Annotated in this window: 20 protein-coding genes; 10 read left to right on the top strand and 10 right to left on the bottom strand. The window is 51.2% G+C overall.

The window, feature by feature from the left end:
• Window positions 1–3: 3 nt before the first annotated feature.
• The 4 genes from qrcB to rfbC all read right to left on the bottom strand — a co-directional run bounded on the left by qrcB (window position 4) and on the right by rfbC (window position 4,888).
• Entirely contained in the window at window positions 4–1,947 is a 1,944-nt protein-coding gene (qrcB, locus tag SRBAKS_RS00570; RefSeq protein WP_229592538.1) for a menaquinone reductase molybdopterin-binding-like subunit QrcB, read from the bottom strand.
• Window positions 1,948–1,961: 14 nt separating this feature from the next.
• A complete protein-coding gene (locus SRBAKS_RS00565) occupies window positions 1,962–2,711 on the bottom strand; it encodes a cytochrome c3 family protein (protein ID WP_229592536.1) in 750 nt (249 codons plus the stop codon).
• Between the two features lie 171 nt (window positions 2,712–2,882).
• On the bottom strand, window positions 2,883–4,313 hold the full coding sequence (locus tag SRBAKS_RS00560; protein ID WP_229592534.1) for a mannose-1-phosphate guanylyltransferase/mannose-6-phosphate isomerase: 1,431 nt from the start codon (window positions 4,311–4,313) through the stop codon (window positions 2,883–2,885).
• A gap of 5 nt (window positions 4,314–4,318) precedes the next feature.
• Window positions 4,319–4,888: a dTDP-4-dehydrorhamnose 3,5-epimerase gene (gene rfbC, locus SRBAKS_RS00555; RefSeq protein WP_229592532.1), complete on the bottom strand. Its 570-nt coding sequence runs from the start codon at window positions 4,886–4,888 to the stop codon at window positions 4,319–4,321.
• A gap of 189 nt (window positions 4,889–5,077) precedes the next feature.
• Here rfbC and SRBAKS_RS00550 point away from each other — a divergent pair, with 189 nt between their 5' ends.
• Window positions 5,078–5,605: a CvpA family protein gene (locus SRBAKS_RS00550; protein ID WP_229592530.1), complete on the top strand. Its 528-nt coding sequence runs from the start codon at window positions 5,078–5,080 to the stop codon at window positions 5,603–5,605.
• 38 nt (window positions 5,606–5,643) lie between these two features.
• A complete protein-coding gene (mazG, locus tag SRBAKS_RS00545) occupies window positions 5,644–6,450 on the top strand; it encodes a nucleoside triphosphate pyrophosphohydrolase (protein ID WP_229592528.1) in 807 nt (268 codons plus the stop codon).
• Between the two features lie 185 nt (window positions 6,451–6,635).
• On the opposite strand, the gene SRBAKS_RS00540 is transcribed toward mazG, so the two are convergent.
• Window positions 6,636–6,824 (bottom strand): hypothetical protein, encoded by a 189-nt coding sequence (locus SRBAKS_RS00540; RefSeq protein WP_229592526.1) that lies wholly within the window; start codon window positions 6,822–6,824, stop codon window positions 6,636–6,638.
• 139 nt (window positions 6,825–6,963) lie between these two features.
• Here SRBAKS_RS00540 and SRBAKS_RS00535 point away from each other — a divergent pair, with 139 nt between their 5' ends.
• Window positions 6,964–7,254, top strand: a complete 291-nt coding sequence (locus SRBAKS_RS00535) for a hypothetical protein (RefSeq protein ID WP_229592524.1) — start codon at window positions 6,964–6,966, stop codon at window positions 7,252–7,254.
• A gap of 270 nt (window positions 7,255–7,524) precedes the next feature.
• Here SRBAKS_RS00535 and SRBAKS_RS00530 read toward each other — a convergent pair whose 3' ends face one another.
• The 5 genes from SRBAKS_RS00530 to SRBAKS_RS00510 are packed head-to-tail and all read right to left on the bottom strand — an operon-like array spanning window position 7,525 to window position 10,995.
• Window positions 7,525–8,325, bottom strand: a complete 801-nt coding sequence (locus tag SRBAKS_RS00530) for an energy-coupling factor ABC transporter ATP-binding protein (protein WP_229592522.1) — start codon at window positions 8,323–8,325, stop codon at window positions 7,525–7,527.
• A 10-nt stretch (window positions 8,326–8,335) separates the two neighbouring features.
• A complete protein-coding gene (locus tag SRBAKS_RS00525; protein WP_229592520.1) occupies window positions 8,336–9,181 on the bottom strand; it encodes an energy-coupling factor ABC transporter ATP-binding protein in 846 nt (281 codons plus the stop codon).
• Window positions 9,182–9,184: 3 nt separating this feature from the next.
• Entirely contained in the window at window positions 9,185–9,970 is a 786-nt protein-coding gene (locus SRBAKS_RS00520) for an energy-coupling factor transporter transmembrane component T family protein (protein ID WP_229592518.1), read from the bottom strand.
• Between the two features lie 13 nt (window positions 9,971–9,983).
• Window positions 9,984–10,583 carry an ECF transporter S component gene (locus SRBAKS_RS00515; protein WP_229592516.1) on the bottom strand — a complete coding sequence of 200 codons (600 nt, stop codon included), beginning with the start codon at window positions 10,581–10,583 and terminating at the stop codon, window positions 9,984–9,986.
• Between the two features lies 1 nt (window position 10,584).
• The gene (locus tag SRBAKS_RS00510) at window positions 10,585–10,995 is read right to left on the bottom strand and encodes a PPC domain-containing DNA-binding protein (protein ID WP_229597027.1); all 411 of its coding nucleotides are present in this window, start codon (window positions 10,993–10,995) and stop codon (window positions 10,585–10,587) included.
• 321 nt (window positions 10,996–11,316) lie between these two features.
• On the opposite strand from SRBAKS_RS00510, the gene SRBAKS_RS00505 reads away from it, so the two are divergent.
• The 7 genes from SRBAKS_RS00505 (at window position 11,317) to SRBAKS_RS00475 (ending at window position 17,073) form a co-directional block, all read left to right on the top strand.
• Window positions 11,317–11,532 (top strand): hypothetical protein, encoded by a 216-nt coding sequence (locus SRBAKS_RS00505; protein WP_229592514.1) that lies wholly within the window; start codon window positions 11,317–11,319, stop codon window positions 11,530–11,532.
• A gap of 68 nt (window positions 11,533–11,600) precedes the next feature.
• Entirely contained in the window at window positions 11,601–11,894 is a 294-nt protein-coding gene (locus tag SRBAKS_RS00500; RefSeq protein WP_229592512.1) for a hypothetical protein, read from the top strand.
• A gap of 377 nt (window positions 11,895–12,271) precedes the next feature.
• Window positions 12,272–13,081 carry a PAS domain-containing protein gene (locus tag SRBAKS_RS00495; RefSeq protein WP_229592510.1) on the top strand — a complete coding sequence of 270 codons (810 nt, stop codon included), beginning with the start codon at window positions 12,272–12,274 and terminating at the stop codon, window positions 13,079–13,081.
• A 37-nt stretch (window positions 13,082–13,118) separates the two neighbouring features.
• Window positions 13,119–13,622: an STAS domain-containing protein gene (locus SRBAKS_RS00490; protein ID WP_229592508.1), complete on the top strand. Its 504-nt coding sequence runs from the start codon at window positions 13,119–13,121 to the stop codon at window positions 13,620–13,622.
• Window positions 13,591–14,025, top strand: a complete 435-nt coding sequence (locus tag SRBAKS_RS00485; RefSeq protein WP_229592506.1) for an anti-sigma regulatory factor — start codon at window positions 13,591–13,593, stop codon at window positions 14,023–14,025. Before SRBAKS_RS00490 ends, SRBAKS_RS00485 begins: the two co-directional genes overlap by 32 nt.
• The gene (locus SRBAKS_RS00480; protein ID WP_229592504.1) at window positions 14,018–14,605 is read left to right on the top strand and encodes a SpoIIE family protein phosphatase; all 588 of its coding nucleotides are present in this window, start codon (window positions 14,018–14,020) and stop codon (window positions 14,603–14,605) included. The genes SRBAKS_RS00485 and SRBAKS_RS00480 overlap by 8 nt, the downstream gene beginning before the upstream one ends.
• The gene (locus SRBAKS_RS00475) at window positions 14,602–17,073 is read left to right on the top strand and encodes a PAS domain S-box protein (RefSeq protein ID WP_229592502.1); all 2,472 of its coding nucleotides are present in this window, start codon (window positions 14,602–14,604) and stop codon (window positions 17,071–17,073) included. Before SRBAKS_RS00480 ends, SRBAKS_RS00475 begins: the two co-directional genes overlap by 4 nt.
• Window positions 17,074–17,273: the final 200 nt, after the last annotated feature.

Raw genomic sequence — 17,273 nt, 5'->3', positions numbered from 1 at the left:
CCCTTAGATTTTGGCGACATTCACAGTGGAACCGGCCCATGTGGAGGCGCCAGCGGCAGCCTCGGAGCTCACCGTGAGAATCTTGTAGACATTATCGCCCTTCCCCTTCGAGAACTCGTCGCCGACGGTGTGACCCATGCCCAGAGGCGCGGCCACGACGCCTGTCAGGACGCCTTCAAAGAGCTGAACCAGGGCTTCACACTCGCCATTACCGCCGGAGAGCTTGACCTTGGAGCCAACGCTCACGCCAAGCTGTTTGGCTGTGGCACCATTCATCATCACGACCATATGATCGCCAACCAACTGGTTGTTGCTGATGGTGGCCGGAGCATTGGGAGTAGTCGCCTGGTTGGCGGTACCCACATTGAGCAGAGTATACGGAGCCAGACCGACAGCGCCATTGCCCTTGACGGGAACAGCGGCTTTGCCAATCACGTTGGCGGCCATGCTTGTAGCGACCGGGGACTCGCCCGCGACCACATAGGCTGCGCCTTCCTTAAGTTCATCCATATCTGCACCAACGGCTTCAACCTTGGCTTCAAGCACTTCTTCGAAGGTTTCGAAACCGATGTCAGCCAGACCGAGCAGGAAGGTTCCTGCGCAACCGGCCTTGACGCTGGGCTTGGAGACCGGTGCGCCCAGAGCATAGGTAGCCTTGGCTACGCCGTAAGGGCTTGCCAGGTCATCCATACGCTCATAGGGATGCAGAGTCGGCAGAACCAAATCTGCTGCCGCCGTGGTCTCGGTTGCGACCGAGTCGAAAGCAACGGTGAAAGCTCCCTTGACCTGCTCGGGAAGAGCATAGGCAGGGTTGGCCTCGTACACGAACAGCAGGTCGGCGGAAACGCCTTCCAGAATGTCCGCTTTCAACATCTCGCTCCGGGTCATTGCAGTGGAAACGGCCTTGCCGAATTCAGGCACTGCAGTCATGGCCCCGCCGAGCAGCAGGTTCAACGCAAACGCTGCACCGTGTGCTGCAACAGAGCCACCGGGCACAACCACAGGGTTGCTGGCAGCCAGCAACTGTTTGGCAACATCAGCCATGATACCGGTCTTGACGCCAGTGACGGCTTCAACCTTGGCCGGGCTGTATTCGCTCATAACCATGGACTTAAACGCAGCAAAGTCTGCGACAGGTGCGCTTTTCCCGGCCTGGAGGACATAGTATGCAACACCCAAGGTGAATGCAGCCATGCCCTCTGCGGAAACAGGCACCCATTTGTCAGTCACTGAAGCGGTCTTGGTCTGCATGGGACCGGCAAAGATGAACTTGCCGGATTCGTTTGCAGCGAAAGCCTTGAGGTTGGCAACGGTCGGGCCCCAGGATTCCAGGGCGTCGGCACCAGCCAACAAAACCATGTCTGCGCCTTCCAGATCGTACCCGACCTGTCCGGAACCACCCATGAGGGTCCATGCCTTGTCGGCAGCCTGCATTTCACACGGCATGGTATAAAAGGCATCAGAGCCTTTGTCTGCCAGCAGTGCGGAAAAGACTTCGTTGATCGTACCGGTCTGATCGCCGGAGACGACAGCGACCTTGCTGCCAGCGGCTTCCAGTTTTTCGGCCACGACTTCCGTCGCCTTCTCCCAGGTGATTTCTTCACCATTCAACATGGGGGCCTTGATCCGGGTGGGGCTGTTCTTGACCTGAACGCCATTGGCGCACAGGGGGCAAACACCACCGCCGGAAAGAGGATTGTCCACGTTACCTTCCACGCCGAAAGGCTCACCCGCAACAGTGCGGACCTTCACGGCACAGCCGGATTCACACATCTTGGATACAGTCGGTACGCCTTTGACTTCCCCGTATTTCAACTTGGGAATCCAAGGCCAGTTCTGCGTCCAGATGGATACATCATCAAGGGCTGTCCAGACCGTCGGCGTAAACAAAATACCGACGGTGGCACCCACACTCATCTGAATAAAAGCTCTGCGTGCTACGCTCATTTCTCAGTACCCCTTTACTTGTGACAGGTGTAGCAGGCGTTCGGCTGGCCCTTAAGGGCGTGGCACCGTTCACACTTCCACATCTTCATGGTCATCTTGCTGTAGCCAGACAGGATATTCTCCTCGAATGCCGGAGGCACATCGTTCGTGTGGATATCCTTGAGGTGACACAAGTTACAGTTCTGTTCAGGGGCTTCGCCCTCAAACACTGCGGGGTCGACAACACTGGACAACTCTTTCTTCATCTCGGCCAACTCGGCAATATCGAGATTTGCGTGAGCCTTGTGAGAGAAGTACACGTTGTCAGGCTGGAACTGATAATTCAGCCAGGGAACTTCTTTACCCTGGATGAGATACTTGACGACATACTCGCGCTCAGCGTTCCGCTTGTCGTCATCCGAAGACGCCAAATTGTCTTCGATAGCTCCGATTTCAGCCTTCATGATAGCGTCATAATCAGATGGGTCGATGCCTTCTTCGGCAATGGCTTCCATTGCTTCTTCAGGATCAACCGCGTGACATTCCGCACACACTTCGTTGGTCGGGAAACCGGCATACGAACCGTCATCCCGGAAATAGTGACAACTTTCGCAATCCATACCCTCGCCGTCCACATGAATGGCGTGGCTGAACCACACGGGTTGTTCGACCTTTTCGAAGAACAAACCCGGAAGCACTGCCCAGCCCAACACACACGTGGCCAGGAAGCCGATGATAAAGGGGAGAACCCCTCCACACCGTTTCGATGCTTTTCTTTCCTCCATAACCTTTGCCCCATCACTCTAAAGTTAATGTGAAATTCACACCAATTGAACTCTGTTCCCATAAGGCGACTATCGATTTCCTGTCAAGAGAATATGAAAAAATTCACGAACTCACAGTGCAAGAAATCAACAACGAATCCAAACAGCTATCCTCCAAAATCGCAATTGACGTTAATTCTTCACCCTTCCATAGACATCATCGAATCTGACGATGTCATCCTCCTCCAAATACGGGCCGCTCTGAATCTCAATAATATTGAGCGGCACCTTTCCGGGATTGGCCAAACGATGCTGTGATGCCTTGGGAATATCAACGGACTGGTTCTCCACCAAAACTATGGGAGTATTGTCAACTTCCACCTCGGCAGTACCGTCCACAACCACCCAATGCTCACTTCTGTGATGATGCATCTGGGAACTCAGACGCGCCCCCGGAACAACCTGAATGCGCTTGATTTTATAATGCGCACCTTCTTCCAGAACAGTGTAATTACCCCATGGACGATACACCGTGGGGTGACTCTCCACCAACTGACTGCCTTCGGCCTTCAGGGTATCAACCACATCACGCACGGACTGAACCTGTTCCATGGGACAACTCAGGGTGGCATCACGAGTCTGAACCATTATCATGTCGGACAAACCGACTGCAGCCAGCTTGCCCCCCTCACTGATAAGCAGTGAGTTGGTGCAATCCATGGCCAGCACGTCCCCTTGGATAACGTTGCCGTTTTCGTCCTTGTCGCCAAGGCGATACATGGCTTCCCAGCTCCCGAGGTCATCCCAGTCAAACCCGGCCTTGATCACGGCGATGTTGTCAATTTTCTCGACCACCCCGTAATCAACGGAAATATCCGGTATCTCCCGATACCCTTGCAGCAACGGCACTTCATCCCGTGCCATCCACCACTCCCACAACACCGGTTCGCACTTGGCAACCTGTGTCAAAAATTTCTTGGCACTGAAAAGAAACATCCCACTGTTCCAGAAATGGCTGCCTTCACGAAGGAATTTTTCTGCTCTGGCGTAATCGGGCTTTTCAACAAATCCGTCCACGGCGTAGGCACCGTCTCCCAACTCCTCGCCCAACGTGATGTATCCATACCCGGTCTCGGGCTTGCTCGGCCCCACACCAAAGGTGACAAACTGCTCCTGGGCGGCCAGCTTGGCCCCGCGAACCAGATCGTTCACCCACGCCTCGGTATCCCTGACCAGATGGTCGGACGGGAACACGGCGGCCAGGGCCTTGGGATTGGCTTCCACAACCTTGTCCAGGCCAAGCATGATAGCCGGCAAGGTGTTGCGACCTACGGGTTCGGCCAGAACCTGTGCTTCTATGGCCGGGTCGATGACAGCCACCTGCTTCCGCACCTCGAAGACATGCTCTTCATTGGTGATAACCCATATCTTTGATGGCTCGAATGCCTCCAGCACACGGCTCACGGTTTGCTGGAGCAAAGTCGTCTTGCCTCCAAGAACCAAAAGCTGCTTGGGTAGCAGATTTCGTGAGAGAGGCCACAACCGGGTACCAGACCCGCCTGCCAGAATAATGGCATGGCACTCCTCTACAAAACCGTCCTTGTTCAGATCGGCTGTGGACATATGTATTAGACCTCGTAGATAAAAGGAGAATCAAAATCAGCCAGCTTGGGAAGCCGTCTATCTTTTTCTGACAATATAGGGGAACGACCTTGAAGGGCTGACGACCAGTCCATGGCAATGTCCGGGTCATCCCAGGCGATACCGCCTTCATGTTCAGGAGAATATGGCCCATCAACCTTATATTGAAACTCGGTGTCCGGCATGATGGTGACATACCCATGCCCAAAACCACGAGGGACAATCATGCGTTTGAAGTTAGCCGCACTCAGAATAACATGATGACATTTCCCATAGGTAGGAGACCCCTTCCGCAAATCCACTACCACATCCAGAACCGCTCCTCTCGTCACCCAGACAAGCTTGGCCTGCTCTGCGGGCGGTGTTTGGAAATGAAATCCCCTGAGCACGCCTATATCCTTGGAATAGGCATGATTATCCTGAACAAATTCACATTGAATGCCAAGCTTCAAAAACGAATCGCGATTATAACTTTCCAGAAAAAAACCACGCTCATCCTGAAAGACGTTGGGGACCAAAACAAGAAGGCCGGGAAAACCAGTCTTATGGACCTGCATTCAATTCTCCTTCATTAATGCACAGGCGATTTGAGTTCATGTATCCGAGTTCCGCTACAGACACAAGCCCGAGACGTTTTTTTACGGTTCAGTACAAAAAAAGGGGCCTACCATGTTCACATTTGCCCCTCAGTTTGCTAGTGCCTCTTTCTAGAGGAGATCTATAACAATGTATAAGGACGCATTTGCATGAATTTTCTGGATATCATTCTCATCTGCATTGTCACACTGTTCCTTGTCAGAGGCTTTTTCCGCGGTCTGGTTCAGGAAGTCCTGTCATTGATAGCCATTGTTCTGGCCACCTTCCTGGCGGCCAACTTCGATGATCTGGTCGCACCACACCTGCAGTTGTATATCGACAACATGACCACCGTCAGCGTATTGTCATACTCCCTCATCTTCTTCGGCACATTGATCATTTTCTGGATCCTGGCCAAGGTTATCCGCTCAATGCTCGAAATATCTCTGCTGGGCTGGGTCGACCGGACCGCAGGAGGCTTTTTCGGCCTTGCCGAGGGGGTGCTCATCTGTTTGATGGTCCTCATGTTTCTCCAGACCTTTGCTCCCAAGGCCGAGATCCTGAAGGAGTCGTTCCTGGCACCCCAGGCACAACATTTGGTGGATGCCCTGGACGAATATATCGACCTGCCTTCCGCCACTGACGCATTCAAAACCGCCAAGGATGCGCTCGGCATCAAGAACGACACAACCAACTAGACTGTTTTCATATAATCCAACCATTCATGGAGTTCGCCATGTGCGATACGAATAGTGACGCCCCCGGAACCGCCGTTCAGGACCTTCTCGATGTCATTGACGCCCTGCTTGCCCCGGATGGTTGTCCGTGGGACCGCGAACAAACACCCCACTCCATGTGCGACTATCTTGTCGAAGAGGCGTTTGAACTCATCGAGGGAATCCGCAACAACGACGCCCGCGAAGCCATGGAGGAACTGGGCGACGCTCTGTTCATCATCCTGTTTATTGCCCGACTCTACGAGCGGGACGGCGCGCACTCCCTGACAGACTCGCTCAAATACAGTGCGGCCAAGATGATCCGCCGTCACCCCCATGTTTTTGGCGACAAGACATTCATCGACAATGAAGCAATCTGGGACAATTGGGAGAAAACCAAGCGCGAAGAGAACAAAAAGACCGGACGAAAACAAGTCTATGACTCTCTGCCCAAGGGCCTCCCCCCCCTGCTGAAGGCATATCGCATCAACTCCAAGGCCGCCCGCAACAAATTCACCTGGGACAGTGACGCCGCAGTGGAAGGACAACTCAAAAGTGAGTGGCAGGAATGGCAGAACGCCATGGCTGACGGGGACAAGGATGCGTCCGAAAAGGAATTCGGCGATTATCTCTTTACCCTGGTGGAACTTGGCAGGCGAAAAGGCATCAAAGCCAATTCAGCCCTGGCTTTCGCCAACCAGAAATTCCTTGGCCGCTTCGGCAAAATGGAGGAATTGGCAGAAATGCGGGGCCTGGTCCTTTCGGAGATGAACCTGGATGCAATGAATGCCTTATGGGATGAAGTAAAAAACTGGGAAAAGGATTAACCCAGGAAATGTTTCAACAGAGAGAATACGGCGACACCTGTGCCGATGGCTCCATACATGAGAAGTCATGGAAGACAGTTTTTTTTGAGTTTCCAGGCCAGCACCCCCGCCACGGAAATGGTAGCAACAACGGAAACAATCAAGATACCGATTTCGTTCATATTCTTCGCCAATGCCTTACTTGATCAAGGCCACCCGGTTCTGCCTGATCCGAATAGAACATTTAATATGTAATAGAGCGACAAGATAGCGCCACCCACTGCCACGAGTATGTATGGGATGGACAGTCGCGGCCGCTGCCACAGATAGAGCATTATTCCGACAACAAGACTGACGATAATGGCAATGATGAGATACATACTTTCGATCTGCATACTACCTCCCGGACCATAGCCATTATACGCCTAATTCGTGTACAAGTGCAAATTTCCCTCCCCCCTAAAGTTCTTGAGGGAATAACCGATATGGCTGATAGGCGTTATTTCCGCCCTGACGGCTAGGGAGGGTAGACTTATGACCATGGCACTGAGCGGTCTTGGAGGCTCCTCGCCTTTTGATCAAGAGACATTTGGCGCAGCTGTGGTTTCCAAGACCCTGGACTACATGAACAATTCCGGCAGTGGTTCGAGTCCGGCTCCGGTGGACCAAGCATCCGCCGAAGCCTCACTCGTATCCAAAACCTTGGACTACATGAATCCCGGGTCTTCATCGGACGACAAAACCGGTATGGCCCAAAGTTATGACTTCCAGACCAGTGTCCTTGGTGCTCACGCCAAGGGTGCGGTCATTGACACCATTATCTGAAGGTTCGGAGATAACGCCTCGAATAAACACCCCGCTCTTCAATCAAGAGGAGCGGGGTCTTTTAGCGTATGCCTTCCATATTCCTTCAATTCACCGGACAACACCAAATCAATACACTTCCTATCATACAGACCTGAATTACAATATTCAGCAAATCAAATATAATTTTACGGGACTTTGCATCATTAATTTGTGCATTAACAGCTAAGACAATGGCGTTTCCTGTTTTTACACGGCAATAAAGAACTCAAAGAATAAACACCGGCACTGCTACGAATTTATCAAATCAAGAATCACCCCCTCCGGGGTCAACGCATGGGGCTGTATGGTATACTGCTGACAGAGCCTGACAACCTGGGGAAGTTCCAGACCACACCGATCAAGCAGTGCGTGATCTTCAAACAAGCAACCCACCAGACCGTCAAAACAGATGTTGCCACTCTCCATACAGATTACGCGCTCAATATTCTCGGCGATAAAGTCCATATCGTGGCTGATGATCAACACGGTTTTCCCATCACATTGCAGTCGATTGAGCACGGCTTCCAGAAGAACGATCTCGGAAGGATCAAGGCCCGCAGTCGGTTCATCCAGAACAACCACCGACGCATCCATTGCAACAACCGAGGCCAGGGCCAGTCGTTTGCGTCGACTGAATCCGAGATCATGTGGATTCATCTCCTGCACCGGACCAAGCTCAAAGGCCGCCACTGATTCCTGAACGAGCTTTTGCACGCGCTTTGGATCAAAGCCAAGATTCCGTGGACCGAACGCGATCTCATCCCACACAGACTGCTTGCAGATCTGATCGTCCGGGTTCTGAAACAACAATGAAACCATCCCCGCAATCTGAGCGACCTTCAAATCACTGATAGGCGCCCCATCAAGACACACCTCTCCCTGAGAGGGCCGCAACAAACCGTTCAGATGTTTTGCCAGGGTGCTTTTCCCGGAGCCATTGTGTCCGACAAGGGCTACTCGTTCACCGCGCTTTATGGTCACCGAGACATTGTGCAGCACAGCAACATCTTCGGTGTAGCCAAAACAGATATCTTTTATTTCCAGCAACATTGCCTCACCATCAATCGACCTTCAGCCCCGAGACAACCTCGGAGAATGTGGTTGCCAAGGCCTGCCCTGCCTTCCATCGATCATGCTCCACGGCCAAAGCCGCGACCTGCGTGTACCGCGTCCAGTCAAGTCCGATCTCACGTATCATGGGATCAACGAGGACTTCACATGGTGGCCCGTCCAGAACCAGTTTCCCTTGGTGCAGCGCCAGTACCCTGTCTGCATATCGGGCGACCATATCCAGTTTCTGTTCCGCGATCACAATGGTTTTACCCTGGCTCCGCAAGCGGTCGAGGATCTCGAACACCTCTCGTGTTCCGCGGGGATCTAAAAACGTGGTCGGCTCATCCAGAACCAATACATCCGGTTCTCCCACCAGCATGGACGCCAACACCACTCGTTGTTGTTGCCCCCCGGAAAGCTGCTGGGGCGACCGCTCTGCCAACTCAGTCAACCCGGTAAGCGCAAGCACGCGCATCACACGTTCCCAAATGGCTTCCCGCTCAACGCCACGATTCTCCAAACTAAACGCGACTTCTTCAAAAACCGTAAAGCGGACATTGGAAAACTGGTTCGCGGGTATCTGCATGACAAGCCCCACATCACAGGCTATTTCTGCCACGCTCAGCTCACTGAGACGCTCGTCATTCTTGAGAATATCCCCGCTCAGACGCCCGTTAAAGAGGTGCGGAACAACTCCGGTCAACGCATAGCACAATGTGGATTTTCCCGCGTCATTAGCCCCGATCAGGGCCACACATTCTCCGTGTTCGATACGGGCAGAAATCCCGTTCAACGCCGCACTCTGCGTTCCTGGATAGGCGTAGGTCACATCATCAAGTGTCAATGTTGCCATGCTTCAGCCCACTATTCTCCAAACTATGATTCCCACCACCATTAACAGCATGGCCCAGCGAGCCCCCTTCTGCCCCTTTGAATCAACAAGAACGCGCCATGATGTCGCAACAGTGCGTGAATTGAACCCACGGACCTCAAGGGCAATGGCCCGCTGTTCGATTTCAACGAGCGCCCCCAGTACGAACGGGGCTACCAGCGGCTTCAACGCCTTCATCCGCTTGAAAAAATGTCCTTCGGAGTCCAGGCCCCGCGCCCGTTGAGCGGACTGGATAACGCCTGCCCGGGCACGCATTGCAGGGAGTATCAACAGCGGACTGCCCAGCAAATAGGCGACTGATGGCGAACATCCTGCCTGCGTGGCCGCAGTAATACAGTCCGCAGGATGCGTACAGAGAACAAACAACAATGAGGCGGTAATCACCGCTGCCAGCCGTACCAAGACAACCGCCGCAAAACGCAACCCTTCTGCGTACAACGAAATGGAATGGTAGGTAAAAACAGGAGTCACATTGTCAGGATTCAGCAATCCATGAATGGGAATCATGAACAGCAGCAACGGCAGCATGGTCCGCCACAGAATCTTCCACAACGGTCCAAGCACACCGCTCATCATGGCCAGAACGAGGTTGCAGACAATCAGCAGACAAGCGATCATCCACCCCTTGGGCAGAAGATACACCCCAACCCCGACCAGCAGAATATACGCCAGCTTGTTAAGCGGATGAAGACGATGTGTCCACGACTCGCCATGTACATGGAGAGTCGTGGACTGTTCTGGAATATTCAAGGGTCCTGAGCAATTAGGAAAGGGTTGCTTCGGACCGGGAAAGCCGCGAGGTGGTACGGCCGGGAAGCGCCTTGATCAATCCCCATACCAGCAATGCCGAGACAACCTTGTCCAACAGGTTCGACGTAAACACAGTTATCACGACGGAGCCGAACAGGTCGCGGCCCAGAGCGAGCATGTAGGAAGTCACGAAATCCGCCCCACTCCCGGTAATGCCGCCAAACATATACAACCGAATGGGAACCGCGACCACAGCGTTGAACACAGTGATGACGACACCGGCAACGAGAGCCAGCCACCATGTCTTGAACAGGCCGTAGCGAGCACAGATACCGGCCATGAAACCGATAACCATGGCAACAGGGGCAAAAGCGGCCGCAACAGGTGAACTGATCAAACCCCAAATCAGGTTGGTCAGTAAACCGGTAATGGCTCCAGCCCATGGACCGGCGAGCACACCAACGAGGATGGTGCCGATTGAATCAAGAAAAATCGGAAGCTTGAGAAGTGACACCAATTGGCCGACGGCTATGTTGATAACAATAGCGACAGCAATAAACACCAGCGTAAACGTCGAAAATCCACTCTTCAACCGGTCTGATAAACCCATCATCCTACTCCTCTTCACAAGTTGCAGATTCGATTTCAAGCTCGGGATATCCTGTCTCTGAATCGTACCTCCGCACAAAACGGACATCAGGACATACCCCCAGCACAATCTCTGCGGTCGTGTAGATCTTGCAGCCTTCAAGAACATGCGCTCCCACGGTTCGCCCCTGCGAATCGGACAGCGCAATATGACAATGGGAACCATGATGTGACAGCACGCCTGTCAGAGAGACAATCTCGTAGTGCCCTTCCAGCACGATAGCATTCTCCTGATTGGCATACCGTAGAACCGCCGTGGTCAAACTCCCCACACAGGTCAGCACACACGCAGCCTCGATGGATTGCTCACGGACAAATCGTTCCAGTTCACACAGCAAGTCCTGCCCTGGCCGCAATCTCACGGCAATGCACGACATCACAATGGCCCCTCCTGTTCTTCAAGGTCGCAACATCACAGCCAACCCCCTTGACTGCAACCGCACCTCATCCCTCACACATTGCACAAGGAACTACACCAGGGGCTATCAAGAGACCAATTGATTTACTCATATTTGCATATGAAGTATATTTGCTTTTTGAATAACTCGACACAGTATCCAAACATACGGCGAATATCGAACGGGATCACACCGAAGTCGCGTGAGCGTCAGAAAGCCCCTTGCGGAGAGTTCGACCAATACGCTACATACTGCTTGCCTTATCCAAAAGGCACAACAAGCAGTATACGGAGGGCTCAGATGGCTTTATTCAGGAACAAGAAAAACGGTAATCTCTATATCACGCTGGACACCGTGACCAACGCCACCAATACGCAAGACGACCAGGAAATGATTCTCTACAAGCCAGTGGAAAGCGAGCGCCTGTTTTGTCGCGAACAGGAAGAGTTCCACCAGAAGTTCATCCCTGTGAACACCGACAAGATCATCGAGTTGCTTGGCCCTCTGGGACAATAAATCTAACAGCTGTGTCCACGCTCCTCCCTGCAAAACAGGTTGGAAAAAACACCCAAGAGACAATACACATGAGCAGTACAATCGAACCCGGAGTCAACAAGACCGTGGTTGAGCAGGCGATGCGCCACATCAATCACCACGGCGGCATATACGAAGATTGGTACGTCGGCATTGAAGAGGAAGGCTCCGACCGCGACGACACCAGCAACCGGCAACTTATTCGCTATGAGACGGCCTCAGAAGATGAAGCAAAGCTCACCATGTCATGGCTCCTCGGCCTAGGATTCATGGCTGACGATGAATACGGTGCCGAACCCACGATCCTGTTTGTCTATACGAATAAAAAAGTACAACAGGATTAACCCGTCCGATCAAAACTCTTCAACATTCCCAGACTGCCCCCCTCCTTCCTTCCACCAAAGACCAAAGGCTTCTCTCGTTTGAGAGAAGCCTTTGGTCTTTGGTGGAAGGTGATACACGCCATCCATACGGCTTCATCCGCCAACAGGCTTTTCTGCCCGCACATCCAACTCTATTGCGAACAGATTTGGGAGATAGGCCATCCCCACTATGATCATCATAAAAAAACAACCAACGTGTTGCCATAAAAATATAAACCGTTTAATATTCTCGGTGGTCCGACCTGCTTTTTCCCATATCAAAGGCAGAATGACGACTTCATTCATTGGTGTATATTTCAACTCGCAACATAAACAAAACTCTGTGAGGGGGCTCTCAAATGACAGACAAAAAGAAAATTTCAGCACAAAAAATGAATGTAGACCTTGCCACTCAGGTTCTCAACCAGCTCCCCACTCCAGTCTTTGCCGTGAATAATGACATGGAAATCATTTTCATGAACAAACCGGGTCAGGATCTGCTTGGAATGGAACTCGACGATATCCTTGGCTCTCACTGTTATACGCTGATGCAATCCCATCACTGCGAAACGCCGGAATGTCGCATGCAGTTGGCAAGGGAAACCGGTAAAACGTGTACCGCGCGAAACGAGATCAATATTGACGGTCGCCTGACCCCCATCGAGTATACAGCCGCCCCGCTTTTTGATGACAACGGCGAACTCATCGGCGGCTTGGAGTACGCCATAGATATCACTGAACGCGTACGAGATGAAAAACGGCTTCGTGAACAGAGTCGAACCATCCAGGAAATCTCCACCCCGGCCATCAGCCTCTGGGACGGCATAGTGGTCCTGCCAGTTCTTGGTGTTGTCGACTCCCTGCGCGCCAAGCAGATGATGAACACCATGTTGCTCAAGATCAAGGAAACCTCAGCCAAGACCATAATTCTGGATATACAAGGCGTTGCCGCAGTAGATACTGCCGTCGCCAACCACCTCATCAAGATCACCAAGGCGACGAAGCTCATGGGATGCCGCTGTATCATCTCGGGCATGTCTCCGGCCGTTGCCGAAAGCCTTGTGCATCTGGGTATTGATCTGGGCGATGTGGCCACCAATTCCACATTGCGCGATGCATTGGGAGACGCCTTTACGCTCATGAGTCTTGAAGTCAAAAAAACTAAATAATTCAATTTGATTCACTTGAGCAAAGGATATGGCTGCCATGCAGCAGACTATAAGAGCTTCCAGCTCAACCATGAACATCATCGAAGGGGTTCTTTTGGTGCAAGCGCCGGAGAACTTCGATGATGCCACTTTCCAAACGTTACGCAGGGAGATATTACAAACAGTTCACGCGCATTCCGTGCGTGGGGTGCTTCTCGACGTCTCGGCAATTGAGGTGATCGATTCTGTCAGTTTCCATTTACTGAAAGACACATCACGCACAGTGACCATAATGGGGGCCAAGACGATCTTTGTCGGTTTCCAGCCAGGCGTGGTTTCCGCCTTGATAGACCTTGGCGTTGAGTTCGACGACATTGAAGCGGCACGAGAAATGGAAGACGCCATGAATATCCTCAAGCCCCCACTCCCGGAGTGTGAAGCCATAGAGGACGAAGAGATGGAAGAACTTGAAACCGAAAACGACGACCAGAGAGACGAAACAGAAAATGAAGAAGAATCAGTAGAAAGAAATGATGAGATTGAGACAGAACGAGATAGTTGACGAATCCCGAATTGAATTGGTCGACATTTCAGATGCGGGAGCAGCCATTGGCGCAGCCCGCCATATGGCTGCCGCCATTGGCTTTGAGGAGACGGACCAGTACCTTATTGCCACCGCAGTTTCCGAGTTGGCCACCAATATGATCAAGTACGCCGGAAGAGGAGAATTAACAGTCAGATTCATCAGGAATGAAGAACGCGACGGTTTTGAAGTAATGGCAATTGATTCGGGACCGGGAATCAAAAACGTTGAAAAAGCAATGCAGGAACATTTCAGTACAGGCGACAGTCTTGGCCTGGGACTTCCGGGTGTAAAAAGAATTATGGACGAATTATATATAGAATCACGCTCCGGAAGTGGAACTCAATGCGTCGCTCGCAAATGGAGAGACTGCGATGCTTAAAGTCGACTGCCATTTGATGATGAGATCGCTAGAGGAATCAATAGACACATGCGGGGACATTGGTTTCATTCATGTCGATAAAAAGACCTGTTTTTTCGCACTGATTGATATACTCGGTCATGGCCCGGAAGCGCATGAGGTGGCAGTGCAGGCCCAGGAGTATTTGACACACCACCATCAAGAGTCCCCAGCCGATATCCTTGAAGACCTGCATGAATATTTACGAGGGACTCGAGGTGGTGTGGCGGCCATCGGCTGTATTGATTTGAAGACCGGCACGCTCTCTTTTGCCGGAGTCGGTAACATTACCACAAGAATCTTTGCAGCGGAGTATAACCGAGTGCTCTCAAAAGACGGGATCATTGGGTACATGATGAATCGTCCGTCAGAGCAAATCATAAAGCTCTGTCGCAGGGACGTGGTTATGCTCTATTCAGATGGGATAAAAGAACATTTTGAACAGCACGATTGCCCGGGGTTGCTGACGGGCACTGCCGAGGAGATTGCTCAGCGTGTAATGGATACCTTTGCTAAGGGCGATGACGATTCCTCCTGTCTGATTGTGAGGTTGATAAAATGACCTCCCTCGGCAAGATCAGAATCTACAACCTGGATACTTTTAACGAAGCGCGCAAGAAGCTCCTTCGTTTAACATCCCGACTTGGTTTTGACACCATCAACGCGACAAAGATTGTCACCATCTGTTCCGAGCTATGCAGACCTGTCCTTATAGCAAATAATTCACTTCAAATACGTCTAGGCATAGAGCCGGTTGGCCAACGACTTGCCCTTAAATTTCAATTTGATTTCGATGAACCGACCCGGCCGACATTGGCCACAAGCGTTTTTTTCGATTCCATCATTTCCGGTGAGGATCTTCCATCATCCACTTTCCGCGCAACAAGACTCTTCCCGAACCGGAGTTTCCGGGTTTCCAAAACACTGATTGATGAATTGAGCCAGATGATTGCTCTCCCAACCCGCGAAGAGCTCTTCCAAAACATCGAGACAAAAAAAACAGAATTGGAAAAGGAAGTTATTGAACGCAAAAGGACTGAACAGGCATTGCGCGAAAGTGAAAAGCGCATTCTGACCATATTGGAAGGGACTCCTGATGCGCTGATCATTATCGATCAATCAGGCACCATTACCTTCGCCAACTCGCAAGCAGAGACCACCTTTAAGTATTCAAAAGAAGAGTTGCTCGGTCAATCCATTGAAATACTTGTGCCGGAGTCCATACGTCCTTCCCATTCACAATGGGTCAAAAAATATTTCCAATCTCCAGTCAATGTCCAATTACTGGCTACAAAAGCCATAATACACGGTGGCGAACACATCATTGTAGACATAAAGCTCAACCCGATTGAAACCAACGCAGGGACACAAGTCATCGCCTCGATTCGAGATGTGACCGAGCAACAGGAGGCGCAGGAATCCATTAAAAAACTCTCGCAGGTGGTAGAACAAAGTCCGGTTTCCGTCATGATCACTGACAATGAGGGGGATATAGAATACGTCAACCCGGCTTTTTCCAGCATCACTGGGTATTCTCTGGAAGATGTTATTGGGCAAAAGCCCTCTATTCTCAAGTCAGGCAAGACTCCATTGTCAGTGTATGAAGAACTCTGGGGAACTATCGTCAAAGGACAACACTGGAAAGGATCGCTGATTAACTGCCGTAAAAACGGCGAAGAATATTGGGAAAGTGCCATTATAGCGCCCATCTCCAACGACTCGGGGGAAATCACGCATTTCGTTGCAGTCAAGGAAGACATCACGGAACGGATGCGCATGGAAGAAACGGTACGCGAAAGCGAAATCAAATATCGCGAACTGGTCGAGAACGCGAGCAGCATCATTCTCAAGCTCGATATCGAAGGAAATATCACTTTTTTCAATGAGTTTGCTCAAAAATTCTTTGGATACACAGAGGACGAGGTTGTCGGCAAAAGAATTTTGGGAACCCTGGTTCCCAAAACGGAATCCTCTGGCAGAGACCTCAGCGAATTAATTTTCAAAATAGCCCATGATCCTGACAAGTATGAAAACTCCTCCAATGAAAACATGCTTAAGGACGGTAGTCGCGTTTGGGTCAACTGGACGAATAAAGCTCTCTACGGCGTGAACGATAACGAGCTTATTGGAGCGCTCTGCGTAGGACAAGACATCACAAAACAGAAAAATGCACAGGACGAACGCGACGCTGCCGCCAAGGCGCTGGATGAACACAACAAGGCGTTGGCCGAGCTTTCAAAAAAACTCTCAAAATACCTTTCTCCTCAGGTTTTCGATTCCATTTTTTCAGGAGACAAGGACGTCCAACTCACAACAGAGAGAAAAAAGCTCACTATTTTCTTCAGCGACATCAAGGATTTCACCAAGACAACTGAGGATTTGCAACCAGAAGACCTTACTGCCCTTCTCAACAGATATTTCACTGAAATGTCCATAATTTCAATGGAGTACGGTGCAACCATCGACAAGTTTATCGGCGATGCCATGCTCATGTTCTTTGGTGATCCAAAAACACTGGGTGTCAAAGAGGATGCCATGCAGTGCGTTCGCATGGCTGTAGCCATGCAACACCGCATGAAAGAACTTGAAGATGAGTGGAAAGGACTAGGATACGAAAAGCCCTTCAGAATGCGAGTTGGCATCAATACGGGCTATTGCACTGTGGGAAATTTCGGCTCAGAAGAGCGGATGGATTACACCATTATCGGCGGTGAAGTGAATCTCGCGGCACGACTGGAAGGCCAGGCCGACCCCGGCGGCATACTGATGTCCTACGAGACGTTTTCGCAGGTCAGCGATATAATCGCAGCAGAAGAACGAGAACCAATCATGGTCAAAGGAATACGGCGCAAGGTTCGGCCATATTCGGCAGTCGGCCTGTACGACCACCTCGCAGAAGGTGACCGCTTCATCAATTATCACGATGACGGCTTGAAGCTCCAGGTCGACATGAAGAAACTCAATGCAGTTGCCCGCAAAGCCGGTATTCGGGAATTGGAACGAGCGTTGGAAAAACTAAAATCCAAATAGATGATCAACTATCCGGCAAGGTCGTCAGCTTGATAACGGCCCGCACCGGCTAGTCACAACGCCTTTACGAGCCACAAATAGACTAACCATCTGTTTTCTCAAAAAAATATTAAATAAACACTCTTGATCAACAGACTGTTCGTTGAAATCCCACTTCTGATTCCACAAAACCCAAAGAAGTATGCGAACACACGCTAACC

Origin of the sequence: Pseudodesulfovibrio sediminis, from assembly GCF_020886695.1 — a bacterium.
In the GTDB taxonomy this organism is placed as follows: domain Bacteria; phylum Desulfobacterota; class Desulfovibrionia; order Desulfovibrionales; family Desulfovibrionaceae; genus Pseudodesulfovibrio; species Pseudodesulfovibrio sediminis.
The sequence above is the reverse complement of the archived record's forward strand: the minus strand, read 5'-3'. Positions and strand labels throughout refer to the sequence as shown.

Coding starts and splice junctions, on each gene's coding strand:
- SRBAKS_RS00530 (WP_229592522.1), bottom strand. CDS start 8,325: ATGTTGCTGGAAATAAAAGATATCTGTTTTGGCTACACCGAAGATGTT.
- qrcB (WP_229592538.1), bottom strand. CDS start 1,947: ATGAGCGTAGCACGCAGAGCTTTTATTCAGATGAGTGTGGGTGCCACC.
- rfbC (WP_229592532.1), bottom strand. CDS start 4,888: ATGCAGGTCCATAAGACTGGTTTTCCCGGCCTTCTTGTTTTGGTCCCC.
- SRBAKS_RS00550 (WP_229592530.1), top strand. CDS start 5,078: ATGAATTTTCTGGATATCATTCTCATCTGCATTGTCACACTGTTCCTT.
- SRBAKS_RS00525 (WP_229592520.1), bottom strand. CDS start 9,181: ATGGCAACATTGACACTTGATGATGTGACCTACGCCTATCCAGGAACG.
- SRBAKS_RS00485 (WP_229592506.1), top strand. CDS start 13,591: ATGATGAGATTGAGACAGAACGAGATAGTTGACGAATCCCGAATTGAA.
- SRBAKS_RS00540 (WP_229592526.1), bottom strand. CDS start 6,824: ATGCAGATCGAAAGTATGTATCTCATCATTGCCATTATCGTCAGTCTT.
- SRBAKS_RS00535 (WP_229592524.1), top strand. CDS start 6,964: ATGACCATGGCACTGAGCGGTCTTGGAGGCTCCTCGCCTTTTGATCAA.
- mazG (WP_229592528.1), top strand. CDS start 5,644: ATGTGCGATACGAATAGTGACGCCCCCGGAACCGCCGTTCAGGACCTT.
- SRBAKS_RS00505 (WP_229592514.1), top strand. CDS start 11,317: ATGGCTTTATTCAGGAACAAGAAAAACGGTAATCTCTATATCACGCTG.
- SRBAKS_RS00490 (WP_229592508.1), top strand. CDS start 13,119: ATGCAGCAGACTATAAGAGCTTCCAGCTCAACCATGAACATCATCGAA.
- SRBAKS_RS00510 (WP_229597027.1), bottom strand. CDS start 10,995: ATGTCGTGCATTGCCGTGAGATTGCGGCCAGGGCAGGACTTGCTGTGT.
- SRBAKS_RS00515 (WP_229592516.1), bottom strand. CDS start 10,583: ATGATGGGTTTATCAGACCGGTTGAAGAGTGGATTTTCGACGTTTACG.
- SRBAKS_RS00565 (WP_229592536.1), bottom strand. CDS start 2,711: ATGGAGGAAAGAAAAGCATCGAAACGGTGTGGAGGGGTTCTCCCCTTT.
- SRBAKS_RS00495 (WP_229592510.1), top strand. CDS start 12,272: ATGACAGACAAAAAGAAAATTTCAGCACAAAAAATGAATGTAGACCTT.
- SRBAKS_RS00500 (WP_229592512.1), top strand. CDS start 11,601: ATGAGCAGTACAATCGAACCCGGAGTCAACAAGACCGTGGTTGAGCAG.
- SRBAKS_RS00475 (WP_229592502.1), top strand. CDS start 14,602: ATGACCTCCCTCGGCAAGATCAGAATCTACAACCTGGATACTTTTAAC.
- SRBAKS_RS00480 (WP_229592504.1), top strand. CDS start 14,018: ATGCTTAAAGTCGACTGCCATTTGATGATGAGATCGCTAGAGGAATCA.
- SRBAKS_RS00560 (WP_229592534.1), bottom strand. CDS start 4,313: ATGTCCACAGCCGATCTGAACAAGGACGGTTTTGTAGAGGAGTGCCAT.